Origin of the sequence: Bradyrhizobium yuanmingense (assembly GCF_029167105.1) — a bacterium.
Lineage (GTDB): Bacteria > Pseudomonadota > Alphaproteobacteria > Rhizobiales > Xanthobacteraceae > Bradyrhizobium > Bradyrhizobium yuanmingense_A.
On the sequence record NZ_JARFML010000022.1, the window covers coordinates 1 to 15,218 of the forward strand.

Here is a 15,218-nt window from a genome sequence, read left to right on the forward strand (position 1 = left end):
GGCTCAACCTGATCGAGGGCTTCTTCTCCAAATTTGCTCGCTCAGTGTTGCGCCACATCCGGGTGACATCAAAACACGAGCTGAAGCAACGCATCATGGCCGGCATCGACGACGTGAACCGCCATCCGGTCATCCACACCTGGTCCTATAAACTCGCCGAGGCCGCCTGATATGATTCGAACCAAGGAAACGCTCGACTAGTGGTCGAGTCCACGCTCCACGAGCCGCCTTATTGCCTCTGATAGCTTTGGTTGGTCAGGTTGGCGCTCTGCCCATTTGAGTATTTCGGCGCGAAGCTCGGGTGACCCGCGAAAACCGAGCAGCGGCGTTTGACCTGTAGCTGGCCTCCCTCTCGACCTTTTTTGCTTAACAGGGGTTGCCTTCTTCATATTTTTTGTTTAACAATTATTCAGGTTGGGACTGGCACGATGCGTTTGCTCGCAGTTGACGAAGATTTGCCGGGGTTCGGCGTCTACACAGGCTCCGACCATAGGTTAGTCTACGCAATCGCGACCGAGACAGGCGGCGTGCCTGTCACGGAGGTAATTGGCTCCATTACCGAGATGAGCTTCGAACAGGCGCGACGAGTTGCCCTTGAGCGGAGATCGGCCCAAAAACCACCCTCACCTGATCCGGTAAGGACGCACGCGAAACGTCCCGTCAAACGCCATCTCCACCCGCCAAGGAATCGGAAGGGACAGGCCGCGCCAACCGAGTCGGTCCGCCGTGTTGAGGTAAGCGCCCCTCCTCCTGATTCGCCTCGCAAGCTTCTGACCTTCGCCGAACTCAAGTCGAAGTACAACATTCCCTTGGGACGACGGCAAATCGACCGTCTGGAGGCGGAAGGCAAGTTTCCGAAGCGCGTCCCAATCGGCGTCCAGAGGGTTGCTTGGATTGCGACCGAGATCGAGGCCTTTATCGAGACCCGCATCGCTAAGCGCTCCGAAGCACTCGGAACTCTCGGGAGCGGCGGGGCTCTGAGGCGAAACCAGCGCGCCCCTTGAGGCCCCTGCTGGCGTGCTTCCCAATTGCTTCCCATGGAGCGTTCCGTTCCGTGTGTTGCCCACGATTTGCGGAAGGGACTTATGAGGTTGCCACGACAGCAGTCGCAGGCTCGCGATCAAGCGTTGGTGCGGTTCACCAATCGCCTGATTCAATTATGCAATTTGCGATCTGCTTCCCATATGCTTCCCATAGGCGCATTATGGGAAGCGTTGCCGAAATGCAACAACATCAAATCGTTGATTTTGTTCGGAAATTTGGCTCCCCGGGCTGGATTCGAACCAGCGACCATCCGATTAACAGTCGGATGCTCTACCGCTGAGCTACCGAGGAAAAGGGCGAACCGTTCGTTCGCGCGCGGCTGCGTATAACAAAGCCGCTTGCGCTTGCAAAGGACGAATTCGTCGTCATCCGCAACGCGCCCGGGAGAGGCCAGGAATGGCCTCTCCTCCGGCCGGGCCCGGCAAGGACTATTCGGCCAGGAACGAGGTGGTCTTGGTGCCGGGGTCGTAGCGCAAGCGTAGCGCGGTGAGCTTGCAGAGATTGACGTTCTTCCACAGCACCGACTCGTCATAGTTCTTCCAGTCGACCCGGATGTTCCAGACGCAGCCTTCATCGTCGTCGTCGAACTCCACATAAGTGCTGGCCTGGTTCTGCAACACCTTGTCGAGCTCGTTCTCCCATTCGTCCAGCCCGTCATCCGGCGCGTTGAAACCCAGGAACTTGATAGCATAGCCGGTCTCGTTGACGACGGTGACGTTGCGGGCATCGGCCGCAAGCGACGGTGCGGCGGCGATCGACAGGCCGATGGCAATCAGTCCAGACAGAAATTGCTTCATTGCGAAATTCTCCGATCGAAACAGGTCTCAGCGCCCGACGTCGATCGACGCAGGCGCCGCGGCAAACAAAACGTTGCCTCAAGACAAGTCCGGAGCGGGATCGACCGATTCAAGGCACGATCGATCCGCGCTCCGGAACATTCGCGCGACGCGCGACGCGCCCCGCCTGTTTATCGTTTCGAATTCTCAGCAGCAATGAACGGGCATTCACAGGTCGGCGGCGTTTGTTTTCTCCGTTACTGGCCCCGGCACGGCCGCGCCGTTGCTCTTTCCCGTCACGGCGCCAACCAGCGCCCTCACCGGATCCTCGTCCGGCGCAAAGCCGCTCTGGCGCAGGATTTCGTCGATCATCGGACGCAGCGCATGGACCTTGAGCAGCTCGCCGGCCAAACCTTCGCCGAAGCCGACATTGCCTCCGCTCGCACCGTTGCCGCCGAACGCGCCGCCGGTGTGCAGGATGCGGACGTCCTTGAGGTTCGCGATCGGCTTCACCATCTCCGCCAGCGCGGACGGCATGGTCTCGATCCGCTTCTTGGCGATCTCGAAATCGATGACGTTGCTGCCGAGCTTGTTCTGCGCCTCGTTCTTCATGGTGATGACCGCGGCTTCCGCCTCGCCGATGTTGCGGACGCCGACCGCCTTGATCTTGTTGGATTCGGCTTCGGCGGTGGCCAGCGTCTTGACGGCTTCGGCGCGATCGAGCGAGGCCTTCTTCTCGGCCTCGGCCGCGACGATCAGCTCGGTCGATTTGCGTTCGGCCTCGGTGCGTGCGGCCAGCACCTGGGTCAGGCGGGCACGATCGGCGACTTCGATGGCGCGCGCGGTGACGACCTTTTCCTCCGCGGAGACGGCCAGCGCCTCGGCGGTCTTGGCTTCGGCGACGGCTTCCGACGTCTCCTTGCTCTTCGCCGCGATCTGGATCTCGTTCTCCTGCGTCGCGATCTGAATCTCGCGCTGGGCGTCGGTCTTGCGCTTGTTGATCGCCAGCTCCGACTCGATCACCGCGGTTTCCTTGACCTGCTTGGCGCCCGCCTCCTTCTCGGCAACCGCGCGATCGGTGTCGATGCGTGCGTTCTCCTCGGTCAGACGCGCGGTTTGCGTCGCGGTCGCGACCTCGGCGCGGGTGCTCGCCGTCTTGTTGGCGATGTCGCGCTCCTGCGACAGCTCGGCTTCCTTCTTGGTTCGCTCGATCCCGAGGGTCTGCTGGCGCGCCTCGAGGTCCTTCTGCGCGATCGCCACCTCGTTATCGCGCACGATGGCGTTTCGATCGCGGCGCCGGGTCTCGGTGACCGTCTTGAGCTGGGTCAGACCCTCGGCGTCGAAGAAGTTCTCCGGGTTGAAGAATTTGACGTCGGTCTGGTCGAGCTTGGTCAGCGACACCGATTCCAGCTCGAGCCCGTTCGACTTCACGTCGGACTCGACCGTGGATTGCACGTGTTTTACGAAATCGGAGCGCTTCTCCTGGAGCTCCAGGATGGTCATGGTCGCCGCGACCGAGCGCAGGCCGTCGACGAATTTCGCCTCGACCTGGTTGCGCAGCGCCTCGGCGTCGTTGGTCAATGCACCGAGGGTCTGGCTCGCGAGCGCGATGCTCTCCTCGTCGGGACGGACGCGGACGTAGAACTCGGCAACGATGTCGACGCGCAGGCGGTCCTTGGTGATCAGGGATTCCCGCTCCTTGCGCTCGACGGTGAGGCGCAGCGTTTTCAGATTGACGCTGGCATAGGAGTGGAAGATCGGCAGGATCATGGCGCCGCCGTCGAGCACGATCTTCTTGCCGCCGAGCCCGGTGCGCACGAAGGCCTCGTCGCGCGTGGCGCGCTTGTAGAGAATGGTGAAGACGATCCCCAGGACGACGATCAGCGCGACGCCGATCACGGCCGGGACTGCGATGTCGAACATGACTTTCTCCGCTGTGGGACTTGCTAATTGCTTAGAGTTGGCTTGGACGGCTTAAGTTCATCGTCGGCCTTCACCGCGACGAATCGCGTGCCGTCGCGGTCGACCAGGAGGACCATGGTTCCCTGCGGCAAAGGTCCCGATGACGGCGCCGCGACCGCCGAGACGAAATGGCGGTTGCCGTGGATGTCGGCGACGCTGACGCGGCCGGGCGGCCCCTGATCGAGCGGGCCGACGACGACCTCCCCGATGCGACCGACGAGATCCCCCAAGCCGACGACGTAGCTTTCGTCCTTGGGAATGATCCGCGCGATGGTACGGCTGGCAACGCGGACTAGCGGAACCGATGCGGCGACTGCCCCGATCGAGGCGACCGTGGCCGGCAAGGGACCCGCAACCATTCGCGCGAGGTCCTGGATCAGAAAGCCGGTGATGGAGAAGGCGCCGAGCAGCAGCAGCAGGAAGATCAACAGCGGCACGCCTCCGACATTGATCCAGGAGATGGCGTTGAGCACGCCGTTGTCGCTGGGATGAGCAAAATCGATGTTGGTGCCGAGCATCTCGCTCAAGGAGGCCCCGACCAGCATCGAGATCACCTCGACCGAGCCGACGATGACGATCATGGCCGCCGCAATCGCGAACGGCCTGACCTCGGGCGCCATGACGTGTTCGAGCAGAGCGCTCATGACACCGTACTCAGGCGCCCGACTTCAACCGGGCCAGCCTCGCTGCAATTTCCTTGTCGCGATGGAGCGTGCTCAGCTCGTCGATGTCGCTCGAATAAGGAATTCCCGGCGGCACGCCGGTGGCCCGTGCCACCGCCCTGCCCGCCCGCAGCGCCTTCGCGGCGGCGGAGGTGCCGCCGGATTTCCGCGACGACGTCGATGCCTGTGGGCTGGCCTGTGCCTCGCTCTTTTCGAGATCGGCGCGTCGCTGCTCGGCATCCTGGAGCGCCGACAGCACCGCGCGGAGCGACGTCACGCATTGCTCGATCTTTTCGTTGTTCTCGTCGATGGCGCGGGAGAGCACCTCGAACTGCGCCTCCAGGTCCATTTGCCGCGCGATGCCGGCGCGGGCGAGATCGTCGCGCCCGTCTGCGATCGCGGCCTCGATCTTGGCGGTCAGATCGGTCATCGCCCGCTCGATCTCGCTGCGGCGCGCGTTGAGGCGATATTCCTCGGCCCGCGCAGCGGCGAGCGAATCGCGTGCTTCGGTCTCGGCGCGCTCGATCTCGCGGATGGCCTGGCCGACCACCTTCAGCTTGTTCTTGCCTTCTGCCTGCTCGATCGCGTCGTATGCGATCCCCGCGATCAGGCGCCCGACCCGGGACAGGAAATTGTCGGGAGCGGCAGCGATGGTATCCATGGCGTTCTCCTCCTCTGGCAGGCTGTTCGGCGTGACGCCGTAGTGAACTTCGAAACTGTCGTCGGTGCGGATGAGGCGCGCCGGCAAGCTCTGTCCCCAGCCCTCGGCATAGCCGGCGTAGTCGAAGGGCACGCTGAAGCGCCCTTGCACGGTCGCAATCGAAATGGTGGCAGGCCCCTTGATCTTGGCGAGCTTGTCGTCGAGCGGCAGGCGGCGCCCTTGCACGGCGCGATACTCCGCGCGGTCGCGCAGCCCCAACGTCACCAGCCGCGAAGGCAGCGCCGTCTGTTTGCGGATCGGCTCATAGGCATGGGCATGGAGCAGGACCACATTGGAACCCACATTGTGGATCCGCGCCACCTCGTCGAGGATTTCCATCATGCGGTCATAGGCCTGGAATGTCGCCTCGATGGCGGCCTTGGCGGCCGGGTCAGGGGCAAGCCGGTAACGCAGCGCGGACGGCGCGTATCGGGGCGATTGGCTCATCGAAAGCACTAAAGCACCATTTTAGTGCTTTAGGAAGAGGAACCTCGATCACGTTCTGCTGATCCTTATGCACTCTGTCGGTTAGTCGCGACGCTCCGGGCCCACGTTCAAAGCGGCCGATCACCCCTAGCTCACGGCAGATCAAGACTTCCTGCACGCGACGGTTGCAATTTGAGATGAAATGCGGGAAGCGTTCGGTAGGCTGTCACTCTCTCGGCGCGTTGTAGCGCAGCGGCGGTTCCGGATATCGCTTCGCTCAATCCAGGCCACGCGCCTAGACCGTCAAGGCCGCCGGCACACCAGATCGATCTCGATCAGCGCATCATAGGCCAGGCCGGTGACGCCGACGCAGGTGCGGGCCGGCAGGCGATCCGGTGCGAAGAACGTGCGATAGGTCTCGTTCATGGCCGCATAGTCTTCCTTGAAGCGCGTGAGATAGATCCGCGTCATCACGACGTGCTCGAGGCCGAGGTCGAGGCCCGCGAGAACCACTTTCAAATTCTCCATCACGGCCTTCGTCTGCGCGACGATGCCCTCGGGCAGCACGCCCGGCGTCTGCGGCGTATCGGGCATCTGGCCGGTCACGAAGACGAAGCCGTCGGTCTCCACCGCGTGGCTGAAGGGCGCGACCGGCTTCGGTCCGCCGCTGATCATGTGGAATTTCACTTGGATGTCCTGGTTAAGATGCGTCCTGAAACAGGCGCTTGCTGAGAATGGCGTGCACGCCCCAATTGCCGTCGACGACCTGTGTCACACCGAAATCGACCGCCGCCGACATCAGCGCGATCGCCTCGTCCTCGCTGAGGCCTTTGACGTTCATCAGAAAGCGCCGCATCTTGCGGAAAGCGTCTTTCATGGCGAGATCGAGCGAGGATTTTGCGTAGACCTCGCTCTGCCCCTGCGCGCCGAACTCGGCGAGATAGTTGGGGTGGCTGAAGCCGGTCAGCACCCAGTCGCTCTCGGTCTCGATCAGGGGATAGGAGAGATCGGCGAAAGGACGGCCGGCGAGATCAGCTTTCTTGTGCAGGATCACCTCGAAGGTGCCGGTCATCGAGCATTCGATCGCGGTGCCGCTGAGCTCGCCGTCGCCCTGTGCGGCATGGGGATCGCCGACCGACAGCAGCGCGCCGGGGACCGACACCGGAAGATACACTGTCGCCCCCTTCCCCAGCCGCCAATTGTCGAGATTGCCGCCGAAGTAGGACGGCGGCACGGAATCGACAAAATCGAGCTCGCGCGGCGCCAGCGCGATGACGCCGAAATGCGGCCGCAGAGGAATCTTGATGCCGTCGAGCACGGCGTGCCGGCGCTTGATCGTACCAGGTGCGACGGGAACGCCGGGATAGTCGTAAGTGGCGTGCACCACGCCGAAGGGATCGGTCTGCGGCTCCCAGCGATAGGAATAGAGCGCGCGGGCGTGCGGCAGCTCGGCGTCTTCGAAGATCTCATAGATGGTGACGGCTTCGCGCGGCTTGGGACCGCCGAGAAATTCGTTGTAGTGATAGCCCCACCACGCTGCGACAGAGGAGCCGAATACACGGCCCGCATGGCTCGGATTGCGACTGGCCCGCGGCACGATGTCGAGGATGCGCACCTCCAGCACATCGCCGGGCTGGGCGTCCTTCACCGCGACAGGCCCGGTGCAGATGTGCACGCCAAACCCCTCGCCGGCACCGCGGCCGAACACGCTGGCATCCATCGGGCCGGCGCCGCGGCGGTCGACGTTCTTCTTGCCCGGCGTCCAGCCGAATACGCTTTCTGCGGCGCCATCGCCTGATATCATCAACTCGGGATCGTCGGAGGCGTGCTGCGTCAGCGTCTCAATGGTGATGGTGTCGCCTGACGCGATCTCGATCTGCGGCGGCAGCGAGCGGCTGAAATAGCCCCAATGAACGCGGCTGGCCTCGACCGGGAGATGGTGATGACGGCGTTCGGCGGTGGTCGGCGCCCCGGCGCCAGCACAGGCGACTCTGCTGCGGACCTCCACACTTTGATGCGCGCGCAATTGCGCCAGCGCCTCCTGCGGCCAGCCACGTTGGCCGGCGACGCCATGTTGCACGGTCGCCCGTTCGGCCTCCTGCTGTCGGAACTCGCGCGGCGGCAGGCCGAAGCGATGCCGGAAGGCGCGGCTGAAATGCGCGGAGTCGCCAAAGCCGTAGGCGTAAGCGATCTCTGAGATCGACCGATGCGCCTCCGACGGACTGGACAGATCCGCCCAGGCGCGCTGGAGACGACGCTCGCGAACATAGTGGGTGAAATTGTCGCCGACCGTCTCGAACAGCTTTTGCAAATAACGCTCGGAAATGCCCTCGGCTTGCGCGACACGCGCCGGCACCAGATCGGGATCGTCGAGGCGACGCTCGATGGTCTGGCAGATCCGGTGCAGCAGCGCGGCCTGCGTCGCGCTCGCCCCGGCGTCGGACGTCGATGCCGCCAGTTGATGCGCGAGCGTCAGGAGAAGATCGACGAGCGACTGCGCGAGCAAATTCCATTCGGAATCGCTCAAAGCGTCGAGCGTGCGCGCGGTCGCGTCCAGCAGGCGCGAGAACACCTCGGCAAAGCCGCTGGTCGGAACGACGCGCGGCTCGCCGAGCCGCGGCTTACCCGAAAGGCGTCCGTGCAGCGCCTCGGAGGTGACTGACAGCACGATGGCGCGCATGTCCCGCTGGAACACGACGCTCCAGTCCCCGCTGCGCGGCAGCATCAGGAGATGACCGACGGGAACGATGCGGTGTCCGCCGGCGGTTTTCAACACCATGCCGTCCTCGACCGGCATCAGCGCGATCGGAAGGTCTTCGTTCGCTCGTGCCAGCGGACCGACGCTCTGCGCGCCCGCGGCCATGCGCGTCAGCGCAACACCGGCAGTCTGGCGATGGGAGGCGGTAGCATGCCCGTCAAAGAAGGAATGGCCGCCTGCCGGCTGCAGGCCGACCGCCGCAAGCACGTCCCGCCAGGCTTCGGGCCGGTCGTCTTGCGCGTAGGACTCGCTCGTGAACGGGCGAAAGCTCATCGGATCGACCCAGATTGCAGTCGATCGAAGCAACCTCTGTGCCAGACGCACGCGGTCCTCCGTCGCTGCGACGGGCCGCAAATGGTCTCCGCTTGTCACCTGCTCATCCCGAAAATGGTCCGCGTCTCAATGCATTAGTCGCAGCGGAAAATGTTCTTTCTGATCGTGCCGTGGACGCCCCAATTGGCGTCGACCACCTGCGTGACGCCGAAATCGGCGCCGACCGACATCAGCGAGATCGCCTCATCCTCGCTGAGGCGGTGCACCGTCATCAGAAACCGGCGGAGCTTCCTGAACGCATCGCGCATCGCACGGTCGAGACTGCTGTGATTGGCAATCTCAGTTTGCGCGTCGGCGCCGAGCGCGGCGAGATAATTCGGATAGGTGAAGCCGTAGAACGACCACGCATGATTGGTCTCGAGCATGGGATGGTCGAGGCCTTCGAGGCTGGTGCCGCCGAGGTCGGCCTTCTTGTGCAGGATGAATTCGAAATCGCCGGTCAGCGAGGTCTCGATGGCGGTGCCGCCGAGCTCGCTGTCGCCTTGCGCGGCATGGGGATCGCCAACCGAGAAATAAGCGCCGGGGACCGCGACCGGATAGAACATCCGCGCGCCCTTGCCGATGCGCCAGTCGTCGATATTGCCGCCGGTATAGCTCGGCGGGATCGAGCTGACGAAATCGGCTTCCGATGGCGCAAGGCCCATGGTGCCGAAATGCAGCCGCGCCGGCACCCTCACGCCGGAAAGGATGTTCTCGCGCTTCCTGATGGTGGCATGGTCCACGCGCACGCCCGGATAGTCGATGGTCGGGTGCACGATGCCGTCAGGATCGGTCTGCGGGGTCCAGACGTAATTGTAGACGGCCTTCGCATAGGGCTCGCCGGAGGTGTCGAGCTCGAAGATGGTGACGACCTCGCGCGGCTTTGGCTCCTCGATCAGGTCGTGATAGTGGAAACCCCAGTTCGCCGCGACATTGGAGCCGAAGCAGCGGCCGGCATGACAGGCATTGCAGCTCGGCCGCGGCCGGATATCGAGGATGCGCACCTCCAGAATGTCGCCGGGCTCGGCGCCTTCGATCGCGACGGGGCCGGTGAGCAAGTGCACGCCGATCCCCTCGCCCGCGCCGCGGATGAACGGGCCTTTCGTCGGGCCCGAGCCGCGGCGCGCCACCGCCTTGTGCTCGCGCGTCCACAGGAACACGCTTTCGGCACCGGGGTCGCCCTGAACCATGCGCTCGTAGTCGTCGTTGGCGTGGTGGGTCAGCGTCTCGATCGTGGCCCGGTCTCCGGAGCGCAGCGTCAGGGCCGGCGTGACTGTCTTGGAGAAATAGCCCCAATGGACGGTCTTCGGCGAAACCGGCAGCGTGACATGCTTCATGACGTGACCTCTTCGGGGATCTTGCACAGGGTGGAGAGAGGGCTCATCGCACCGTCTCCGGCGCCTTGTCGGTTTCCATCACGCTGAGGAAACGCGCCGTCAGCGGATTGCGTGGATTGGAGAGCACCTCGTGCGCCGGCCCCTCCTCGATGATGGTGCCACCGCTCAGGAAAGCGACACGGTCCGCGACCTCATCGGCGAAGCGGATCTGGTGCGTCGAGATGATCATGGTGAGGCCGTCGTCGATCGCGAGGCGGCGGATCACCTCCAGCACTTCATTGACGAGCTCGGGATCCAACGCCGAGGTCGGCTCGTCCAGCAGCAGCACGCTCGGATTGGGCGCCAGCGCGCGGGCGATGGCAACGCGCTGCTGCTGGCCGCCGGAGAGATGTCGCGGCAGCGCATCGGCGCGGTGTGACAGCCCGACGCGGTCGAGCAGCTCGGTGGCGCGGCGGTCGGCGTCGATCCGGGTCATGCCGTGGACCCAGCGCAAGGGCCCGGCGATGTTCTCCTTCGCCGAGAGGTGAGCAAACAGGTTGAATTGCTGGAACACCATGCCAACGCCGACACTGGCCCGCTCGTTGGCGATAGCGCGCGGCGACAATGGCTTGCCATTCTCGCCGAAGCCGAGCCGCCTGCCGCCGACGCGCACCGTGCCGGCGTCCCAGTTCTCCAGATGGTTGATGCAGCGAAGCAGCGTGCTCTTGCCGGAGCCGCTGGGACCGAGCAACGCGACCACCTCGCCCACGCGCACGGTCAAGTCGAGGCCGTTGAGCACCTTTTGCCCGCCGTAGCTCTTGGTGAGGTCCTTGGCCTCGACCGCGATATTGTTGCGCGCGATCGTCGCCGCGCGGCGGGCGCGCTCCTCGCGGGTCAGGGCGAGCGGCGGCGTTTCGGCCAGCTCTGCCGGTGCAGGCTCGGGATCGGGGCTGGCCGCATCGGCAAGGTCGAGCTTGGTGACGAGTTCGACACGGCGCCACGGCAGATAGTCGGCCAGCTTGCGCTGGCGGCGCGTGGTCCGGTCGAGATCGAGCAGCCATTCGACGAAGAGCTGGATCGCGCTGATGGTCGCGGTCAGCAGGAGATAAAGCAGCCCCGAGGCAAAGAAGATCGAAAAGAAGTCGAAGGTCGAGGACGCCAGCTGCGTCGAGCGTAACGTCAGCTCCTGCACCGCCACGACGGAGGCAAGCGATGAATTCTTCAGCGCGCTCACCGCCTCGTTGCCGAAGGCCGGGATCATGGTGCGGATCGCCTGTGGCGCGATGACCCTGCGCATCAGCACCGACGGCGTCATGCCGAGCGCCTGCCCCGCCGTCACCTGGCCGCGGTCGACGCCAAGCACGCCGGCGCGCAGCATCTCCGCAATGAACGGCGCCTCGTTGCAGGCGAGCGCAAGGCCTGCCGCCAGCACGGCCGGCAGCTTGATCCCGATATGCGGCAGCGCGTCGTAGGCGAAAACCATTTGGAGGATCAGCGGCGTGCCGCGGAAGATCACGGTATAGGCCCTGGCGATCGCCGCCAGCGGCCAGAAGCGCGAGAGCTGCATGCCGGCGAGGATCAATCCGAGGATCAACCCGCCGCCGAGCCCGAGGGCGGTCACCTCGAGGGTGAGCTCGATGCCCGCGAGCAGATACGGCATGCTGAGGTAGTGAAGGAACAGCGACATCAGTCGACAGTCATGACAACGTGATCGGGTTTGGTCGAAGACGGGCGCTTCGAGGACGGGCCACCTCTCGAAGCGAAGCTTCGGCTACGTCGCATCGTTCGATGCGATCGGGATGAAAGGTTACGCCCCCTCACCCGGCGCTTCGCGTCGACCTCTCCCCGTCGAGGAGAGGTCGACCGCGCTCAGTCAGTCAGCCGTGAGAATTTCCGGCTCGATGAAATTGTTCACATCGAGCCCATGCTTCTTCAGGAGCGCCATGTGCGTGCCCGCCTTCTGCACCTCGATCAGGGCAGCGAGCACGGCGTCACGGAATTTCGGCTTGCCCTTGGGAACAGCGATGCCGACCGAGTATGGGATCGTCACAGCGACCGCCTTCTCCAGCTTGTCCGGATAGGCCTTCACGGCGCTGTCGACGGTGTTGACGTCGTTGATGTAGGTGTCGGCGCGGCCGGCCAGAATCGCCTGGATGCAGTTGGCGTTGTTGTCGTAGAGCTGGATGGTCGGCTCCGGCTTGCCGGCCTTCTTGCACTCCGGGATCAACGCCTGGATCAGGGGCACCTCGACATAGCCGGTGTTTTCGGCAGCAGCGGCGCCGCACAGCGACAGGTTGATGCCGTTGATGCCCTTGGGGTTGCCCTTGGCGACCAGCACGCCATCGAACACCTTCGAATAGGTGATGAAGTCGGCCGCCTTGGCGCGCTCCTTGGTGGCGTAGATGTCGGAGATCACGATGTCGGCCTGACCGGCGGCGAGCGTGGTCAGGAGCGCCGCGAACGTCACCGCCTTGTAGGTCAGCTTGAAGCCGAGACATTCGCCGATGGCTTCGCCGAGATCGATGTCGAAGCCGATATATTTGCTGGGGTCCTTGGGATCGATCGTCTCATAGCCCGGCGTGTGCGGGTTGATGGCGTTGACGAGCGTCTTGCCCTTCCAGTCCGGATACTTTTCCTGAAGCGCGGCGCAAGCAGCGGGCGCTGCGGCCTGCGCGCTCAGCGGTGAGGCAACCACGAGACCGAAAGCAATGGCGGCGCCGAGCATGAGCTTGCACCGCGGCAATGATGCGCGCGCCATTCCCCGCCGCGCCTGGGGCCAAATCGATTTCTCCATCTCGCCAGTTCCTCCGAAATGTCATGGCCTCTGCCATGCTCCAGTGATCGGGGATGAAGCGTGCGGGAGTGGGCAGTGAAAAGCTTGTCCGCGGGCGTACAAAAAATTGGACGGAGCCCGCCCGGCATTTGGGCAAACGGTTGCCCAAAAACTGTCCGCGGACCGCGACGCAAGTGAGGGATTCCGAATTCGGGGGATTACGAATTGCTCTCGGCCGCAGCAGCGATCTGCCGGCTCGCCGGATCATTCGGTGAGCTCATTTGACGGAGATATGACGATTGGCGACCAAGATGCGGTGAAGGTACGAAGCATCCACGTCCAGCATCCGCAGCAAATCCACAGCATATCCACAGGGTGGCTGTGACGGATTCGCGAGCCCCTGCGAGGGACTTGCTGCGCACAAACCCACAAGCCGGCCGTTCAGCCACCCGCTTGGTCGAACACGGATCGGCAGGCCTCGCTGAGGCTGGCGCGGTTGCGGCGCAGGCAGGCGGTGATGGCGCGGACGTTGGGGATCTCCCCGGCGCAGAGCCGGTAGACGTCGGGGGTACAGGCCCGCCGCTGCTCCGCCGTTCCCTGTGCATGGGCCGCAGAGGCAAACAGCGTCAGGAACAGCCCGACCGTCGAGGCGCCCCGCGCCCGGCTCTTCACGCCCGCAAACCGCAAGAACCTCGCCTTCATGACCAGTCTCCCGCTCTGCACTGCCCGCTCAGGCCTGCATTGGCCGGCACGGTGCAAAGGGGTTACGAGAAATAAACCGCCAGGAATGTGATCTCCTTCACACCCGCTGCGCGGCGGCGGCACGTAGGGTTGCCCTGGGGATTTTCAGGAATCGCTAACCATTCGGATCCCGATCGCCGCATCGTTAAAATGCGAACGATCGGGTCAATCCGGTAACAAATCGGCTTTGCGACATTGCGCCGTCCGCGTTCTGCGAGGGTGTGATGAGCGAAGCCGAATTCAATTTGCTGCTGGATGCTGTCCGGGACGCCATGGTCTTTGAGGATTTCGCGCCTGTGCCGGTGGAGGAATACGTGCCCCTCTCGTGGAGCTTCCATGCGACGCCCAAGGGGACCAATGACAAGGCTGCCAATGACAACGATGGAGCCTGGCCCCTCTTGCCCTTCCCCGACGACTGGTACGCGGCCTGCTGAGGCCACTTGAAGTGAACCGATGCGTCCGCCTTGCGGGCGGTTCGGCACGACCGAGCGCCGGGGACCGGCGCAGCCCCGATCAAGTCTTGACGCGTTCCTCGCCCTGCTGCGGCGCCCGGTCGGGTGCAGCCGGCGGGAAGATGCTGTCATAGATCGCGCGCGCCTCCGCAATGAGGCGGGCCCGCTCCAGCTCGGATTTCGGGACAAATCGAACGACGTCGCCCACGTGCTCTCTAGCTCCAGGGTTTGGATGCGTCTCTTCGCAGATGCGAAGTCTATGCCAGAGGACCTGAATCGCACCTTTCCGCCAAGCCCCGGGCAAAACCGGTGGCTGGCTGACGCGTGCGGCGCCGGCGGAACCGCCTATAAGTCCAAATTTTGCGGAAAATCAGAGACTTGTGATGGAGGCCACGACCAGAATTGAACTGGTGTACACGGTTTTGCAGACCGTTGCGTAACCACTCCGCCACGTGGCCCCGTAAGGGCGGACCAATATAGGGGATCAATGGCTTAGGCAACCCCACGGCCCGCGGGTAGCACAGCGAAATGTCCAGCCGAAATCAGGCGCGCTTGCCGCGCCGGAAGTCGCGCCGGCGGCCCTTGGGCGCGGGCTTGGGTGCCAGTTCCGGCATCTCGTCCTGGACCTCGCGGTAGCGGGCCAGCATCCGTTCGAAACTGGCATGAAGCGTCTCGGCGATATCAGAGCGCCGCTCGAGGGCGGCGAGGATCGTCGCGGCGGCTTCGATGGTCGAGAGGCCGTCGCGGCGCGGCTCCTTGCGTAAGCGCCCGTAGCGAGAGGGACGTGCCGGATTGAGGATCACGCGCTGGCATTTCAGCATCCAGGGATTGCGCCACCACAGCGCCTTGGCCTGGCTCCAGGTGCCGTCCAGCAGCACCACGCCTTCGAGCTTGCCGAGAATCGCGCGCTGGTTCTCCGCGACCTCGCCCTTGCGGTTGAGCGCGACAATCTCACCTTCGGCATCGAGATCGGCCGCGCGTGCCGAGCCGAGATAGAGCACCGCCCAGTGCGAAGCATTCTCGACCGGCCGTCCCAGCGCCTTGGACAGGCTCGGCCAGGACAGGCCGACCCGCACCGTTGCATCGGCAAAATGCCTGGCCAGCAGCCGCGCCGTGCCGAGTGCCCTGTCCTGCTCCTGCGGATGCTGCAGGATCAGGAGCGAGAGCCGGTTCTCGATCGGCATCACGCTGTCGCAAATGCACAGCGGCATCGGCTTCTGGCAATGCGGGCATTCGGGGATCGGTTCGGCCGGCGCGGCGGCAGTGTCGGGCGGATTGGACATGGTCGCCGCTATA

14 protein-coding genes and 2 tRNA genes are annotated in these 15,218 nt (G+C 64.1%); 2 read left to right on the forward strand and 14 right to left on the reverse strand.

Annotated features, from left to right (window positions below; genetic code table 11):
• Positions 1 to 428 precede the first annotated feature (428 nt).
• Positions 429 to 1,004, forward strand: a complete 576-nt coding sequence (locus P0R31_RS25745; RefSeq protein ID WP_275517127.1) for a helix-turn-helix transcriptional regulator — start codon at positions 429 to 431, stop codon at positions 1,002 to 1,004.
• Positions 1,005 to 1,260: 256 nt separating this feature from the next.
• Here P0R31_RS25745 and P0R31_RS25750 read toward each other — a convergent pair.
• The 11 genes from P0R31_RS25750 to P0R31_RS25800 form a co-directional block, all read right to left on the reverse strand.
• Positions 1,261 to 1,335: transfer RNA gene (locus P0R31_RS25750), tRNA-Asn, on the reverse strand.
• Positions 1,336 to 1,472: 137 nt separating this feature from the next.
• Complete coding sequence (locus tag P0R31_RS25755) at positions 1,473 to 1,841, reverse strand: hypothetical protein (RefSeq protein WP_275517129.1); 369 nt, start codon at positions 1,839 to 1,841, stop codon at positions 1,473 to 1,475.
• Between the two features lie 207 nt (positions 1,842 to 2,048).
• On the reverse strand, positions 2,049 to 3,743 hold the full coding sequence (locus tag P0R31_RS25760; RefSeq protein WP_275517131.1) for a flotillin family protein: 1,695 nt from the start codon (positions 3,741 to 3,743) through the stop codon (positions 2,049 to 2,051).
• A 23-nt stretch (positions 3,744 to 3,766) separates the two neighbouring features.
• A complete protein-coding gene (locus P0R31_RS25765; RefSeq protein ID WP_275517132.1) occupies positions 3,767 to 4,426 on the reverse strand; it encodes an OB-fold-containig protein in 660 nt (219 codons plus the stop codon).
• 10 nt (positions 4,427 to 4,436) lie between these two features.
• On the reverse strand, positions 4,437 to 5,600 hold the full coding sequence (locus tag P0R31_RS25770) for a PspA/IM30 family protein (RefSeq protein WP_275517133.1): 1,164 nt from the start codon (positions 5,598 to 5,600) through the stop codon (positions 4,437 to 4,439).
• Positions 5,601 to 5,873: 273 nt separating this feature from the next.
• Entirely contained in the window at positions 5,874 to 6,257 is a 384-nt protein-coding gene (locus tag P0R31_RS25775; protein WP_275517134.1) for a RidA family protein, read from the reverse strand.
• Positions 6,258 to 6,270: 13 nt separating this feature from the next.
• Positions 6,271 to 8,601, reverse strand: a complete 2,331-nt coding sequence (locus tag P0R31_RS25780) for an acetamidase/formamidase family protein (RefSeq protein ID WP_275517276.1) — start codon at positions 8,599 to 8,601, stop codon at positions 6,271 to 6,273.
• 134 nt (positions 8,602 to 8,735) lie between these two features.
• Positions 8,736 to 9,977, reverse strand: coding sequence for an acetamidase/formamidase family protein (locus tag P0R31_RS25785; RefSeq protein ID WP_275517135.1), 1,242 nt, complete (start codon positions 9,975 to 9,977; stop codon positions 8,736 to 8,738).
• Positions 9,978 to 10,020: 43 nt separating this feature from the next.
• Positions 10,021 to 11,643, reverse strand: a complete 1,623-nt coding sequence (locus tag P0R31_RS25790) for an amino acid ABC transporter permease/ATP-binding protein (protein ID WP_275517136.1) — start codon at positions 11,641 to 11,643, stop codon at positions 10,021 to 10,023.
• A 186-nt stretch (positions 11,644 to 11,829) separates the two neighbouring features.
• On the reverse strand, positions 11,830 to 12,714 hold the full coding sequence (locus P0R31_RS25795; RefSeq protein ID WP_430516861.1) for an ABC transporter substrate-binding protein: 885 nt from the start codon (positions 12,712 to 12,714) through the stop codon (positions 11,830 to 11,832).
• Positions 12,715 to 13,170: 456 nt separating this feature from the next.
• Positions 13,171 to 13,431, reverse strand: coding sequence for a hypothetical protein (locus P0R31_RS25800; protein WP_025036239.1), 261 nt, complete (start codon positions 13,429 to 13,431; stop codon positions 13,171 to 13,173).
• A 263-nt stretch (positions 13,432 to 13,694) separates the two neighbouring features.
• On the opposite strand from P0R31_RS25800, the gene P0R31_RS25805 reads away from it, so the two are divergent.
• On the forward strand, positions 13,695 to 13,904 hold the full coding sequence (locus P0R31_RS25805) for a hypothetical protein (protein ID WP_275517137.1): 210 nt from the start codon (positions 13,695 to 13,697) through the stop codon (positions 13,902 to 13,904).
• 79 nt (positions 13,905 to 13,983) lie between these two features.
• Here P0R31_RS25805 and P0R31_RS25810 read toward each other — a convergent pair whose 3' ends face one another.
• From P0R31_RS25810 to P0R31_RS25820, 3 genes are all read right to left on the reverse strand, one after another.
• Entirely contained in the window at positions 13,984 to 14,130 is a 147-nt protein-coding gene (locus P0R31_RS25810) for a hypothetical protein (protein ID WP_167361661.1), read from the reverse strand.
• Positions 14,131 to 14,306: 176 nt separating this feature from the next.
• Positions 14,307 to 14,380, reverse strand: a tRNA-Cys gene (locus P0R31_RS25815).
• Between the two features lie 84 nt (positions 14,381 to 14,464).
• The gene (locus tag P0R31_RS25820; protein ID WP_275517138.1) at positions 14,465 to 15,205 is read right to left on the reverse strand and encodes a tRNA-uridine aminocarboxypropyltransferase; all 741 of its coding nucleotides are present in this window, start codon (positions 15,203 to 15,205) and stop codon (positions 14,465 to 14,467) included.
• Positions 15,206 to 15,218 lie beyond the last annotated feature (13 nt).

Coding starts and splice junctions, on each gene's coding strand:
- P0R31_RS25760 (WP_275517131.1), bottom strand. CDS start 3,743: ATGTTCGACATCGCAGTCCCGGCCGTGATCGGCGTCGCGCTGATCGTC.
- P0R31_RS25745 (WP_275517127.1), top strand. CDS start 429: ATGCGTTTGCTCGCAGTTGACGAAGATTTGCCGGGGTTCGGCGTCTAC.
- P0R31_RS25795 (WP_430516861.1), bottom strand. CDS start 12,714: ATGGCGCGCGCATCATTGCCGCGGTGCAAGCTCATGCTCGGCGCCGCC.
- P0R31_RS25790 (WP_275517136.1), bottom strand. CDS start 11,643: ATGTCGCTGTTCCTTCACTACCTCAGCATGCCGTATCTGCTCGCGGGC.
- P0R31_RS25785 (WP_275517135.1), bottom strand. CDS start 9,977: ATGAAGCATGTCACGCTGCCGGTTTCGCCGAAGACCGTCCATTGGGGC.
- P0R31_RS25755 (WP_275517129.1), bottom strand. CDS start 1,841: ATGAAGCAATTTCTGTCTGGACTGATTGCCATCGGCCTGTCGATCGCC.
- P0R31_RS25780 (WP_275517276.1), bottom strand. CDS start 8,601: ATGAGCTTTCGCCCGTTCACGAGCGAGTCCTACGCGCAAGACGACCGG.
- P0R31_RS25805 (WP_275517137.1), top strand. CDS start 13,695: ATGAGCGAAGCCGAATTCAATTTGCTGCTGGATGCTGTCCGGGACGCC.
- P0R31_RS25800 (WP_025036239.1), bottom strand. CDS start 13,431: ATGAAGGCGAGGTTCTTGCGGTTTGCGGGCGTGAAGAGCCGGGCGCGG.
- P0R31_RS25765 (WP_275517132.1), bottom strand. CDS start 4,426: ATGAGCGCTCTGCTCGAACACGTCATGGCGCCCGAGGTCAGGCCGTTC.
- P0R31_RS25820 (WP_275517138.1), bottom strand. CDS start 15,205: ATGTCCAATCCGCCCGACACTGCCGCCGCGCCGGCCGAACCGATCCCC.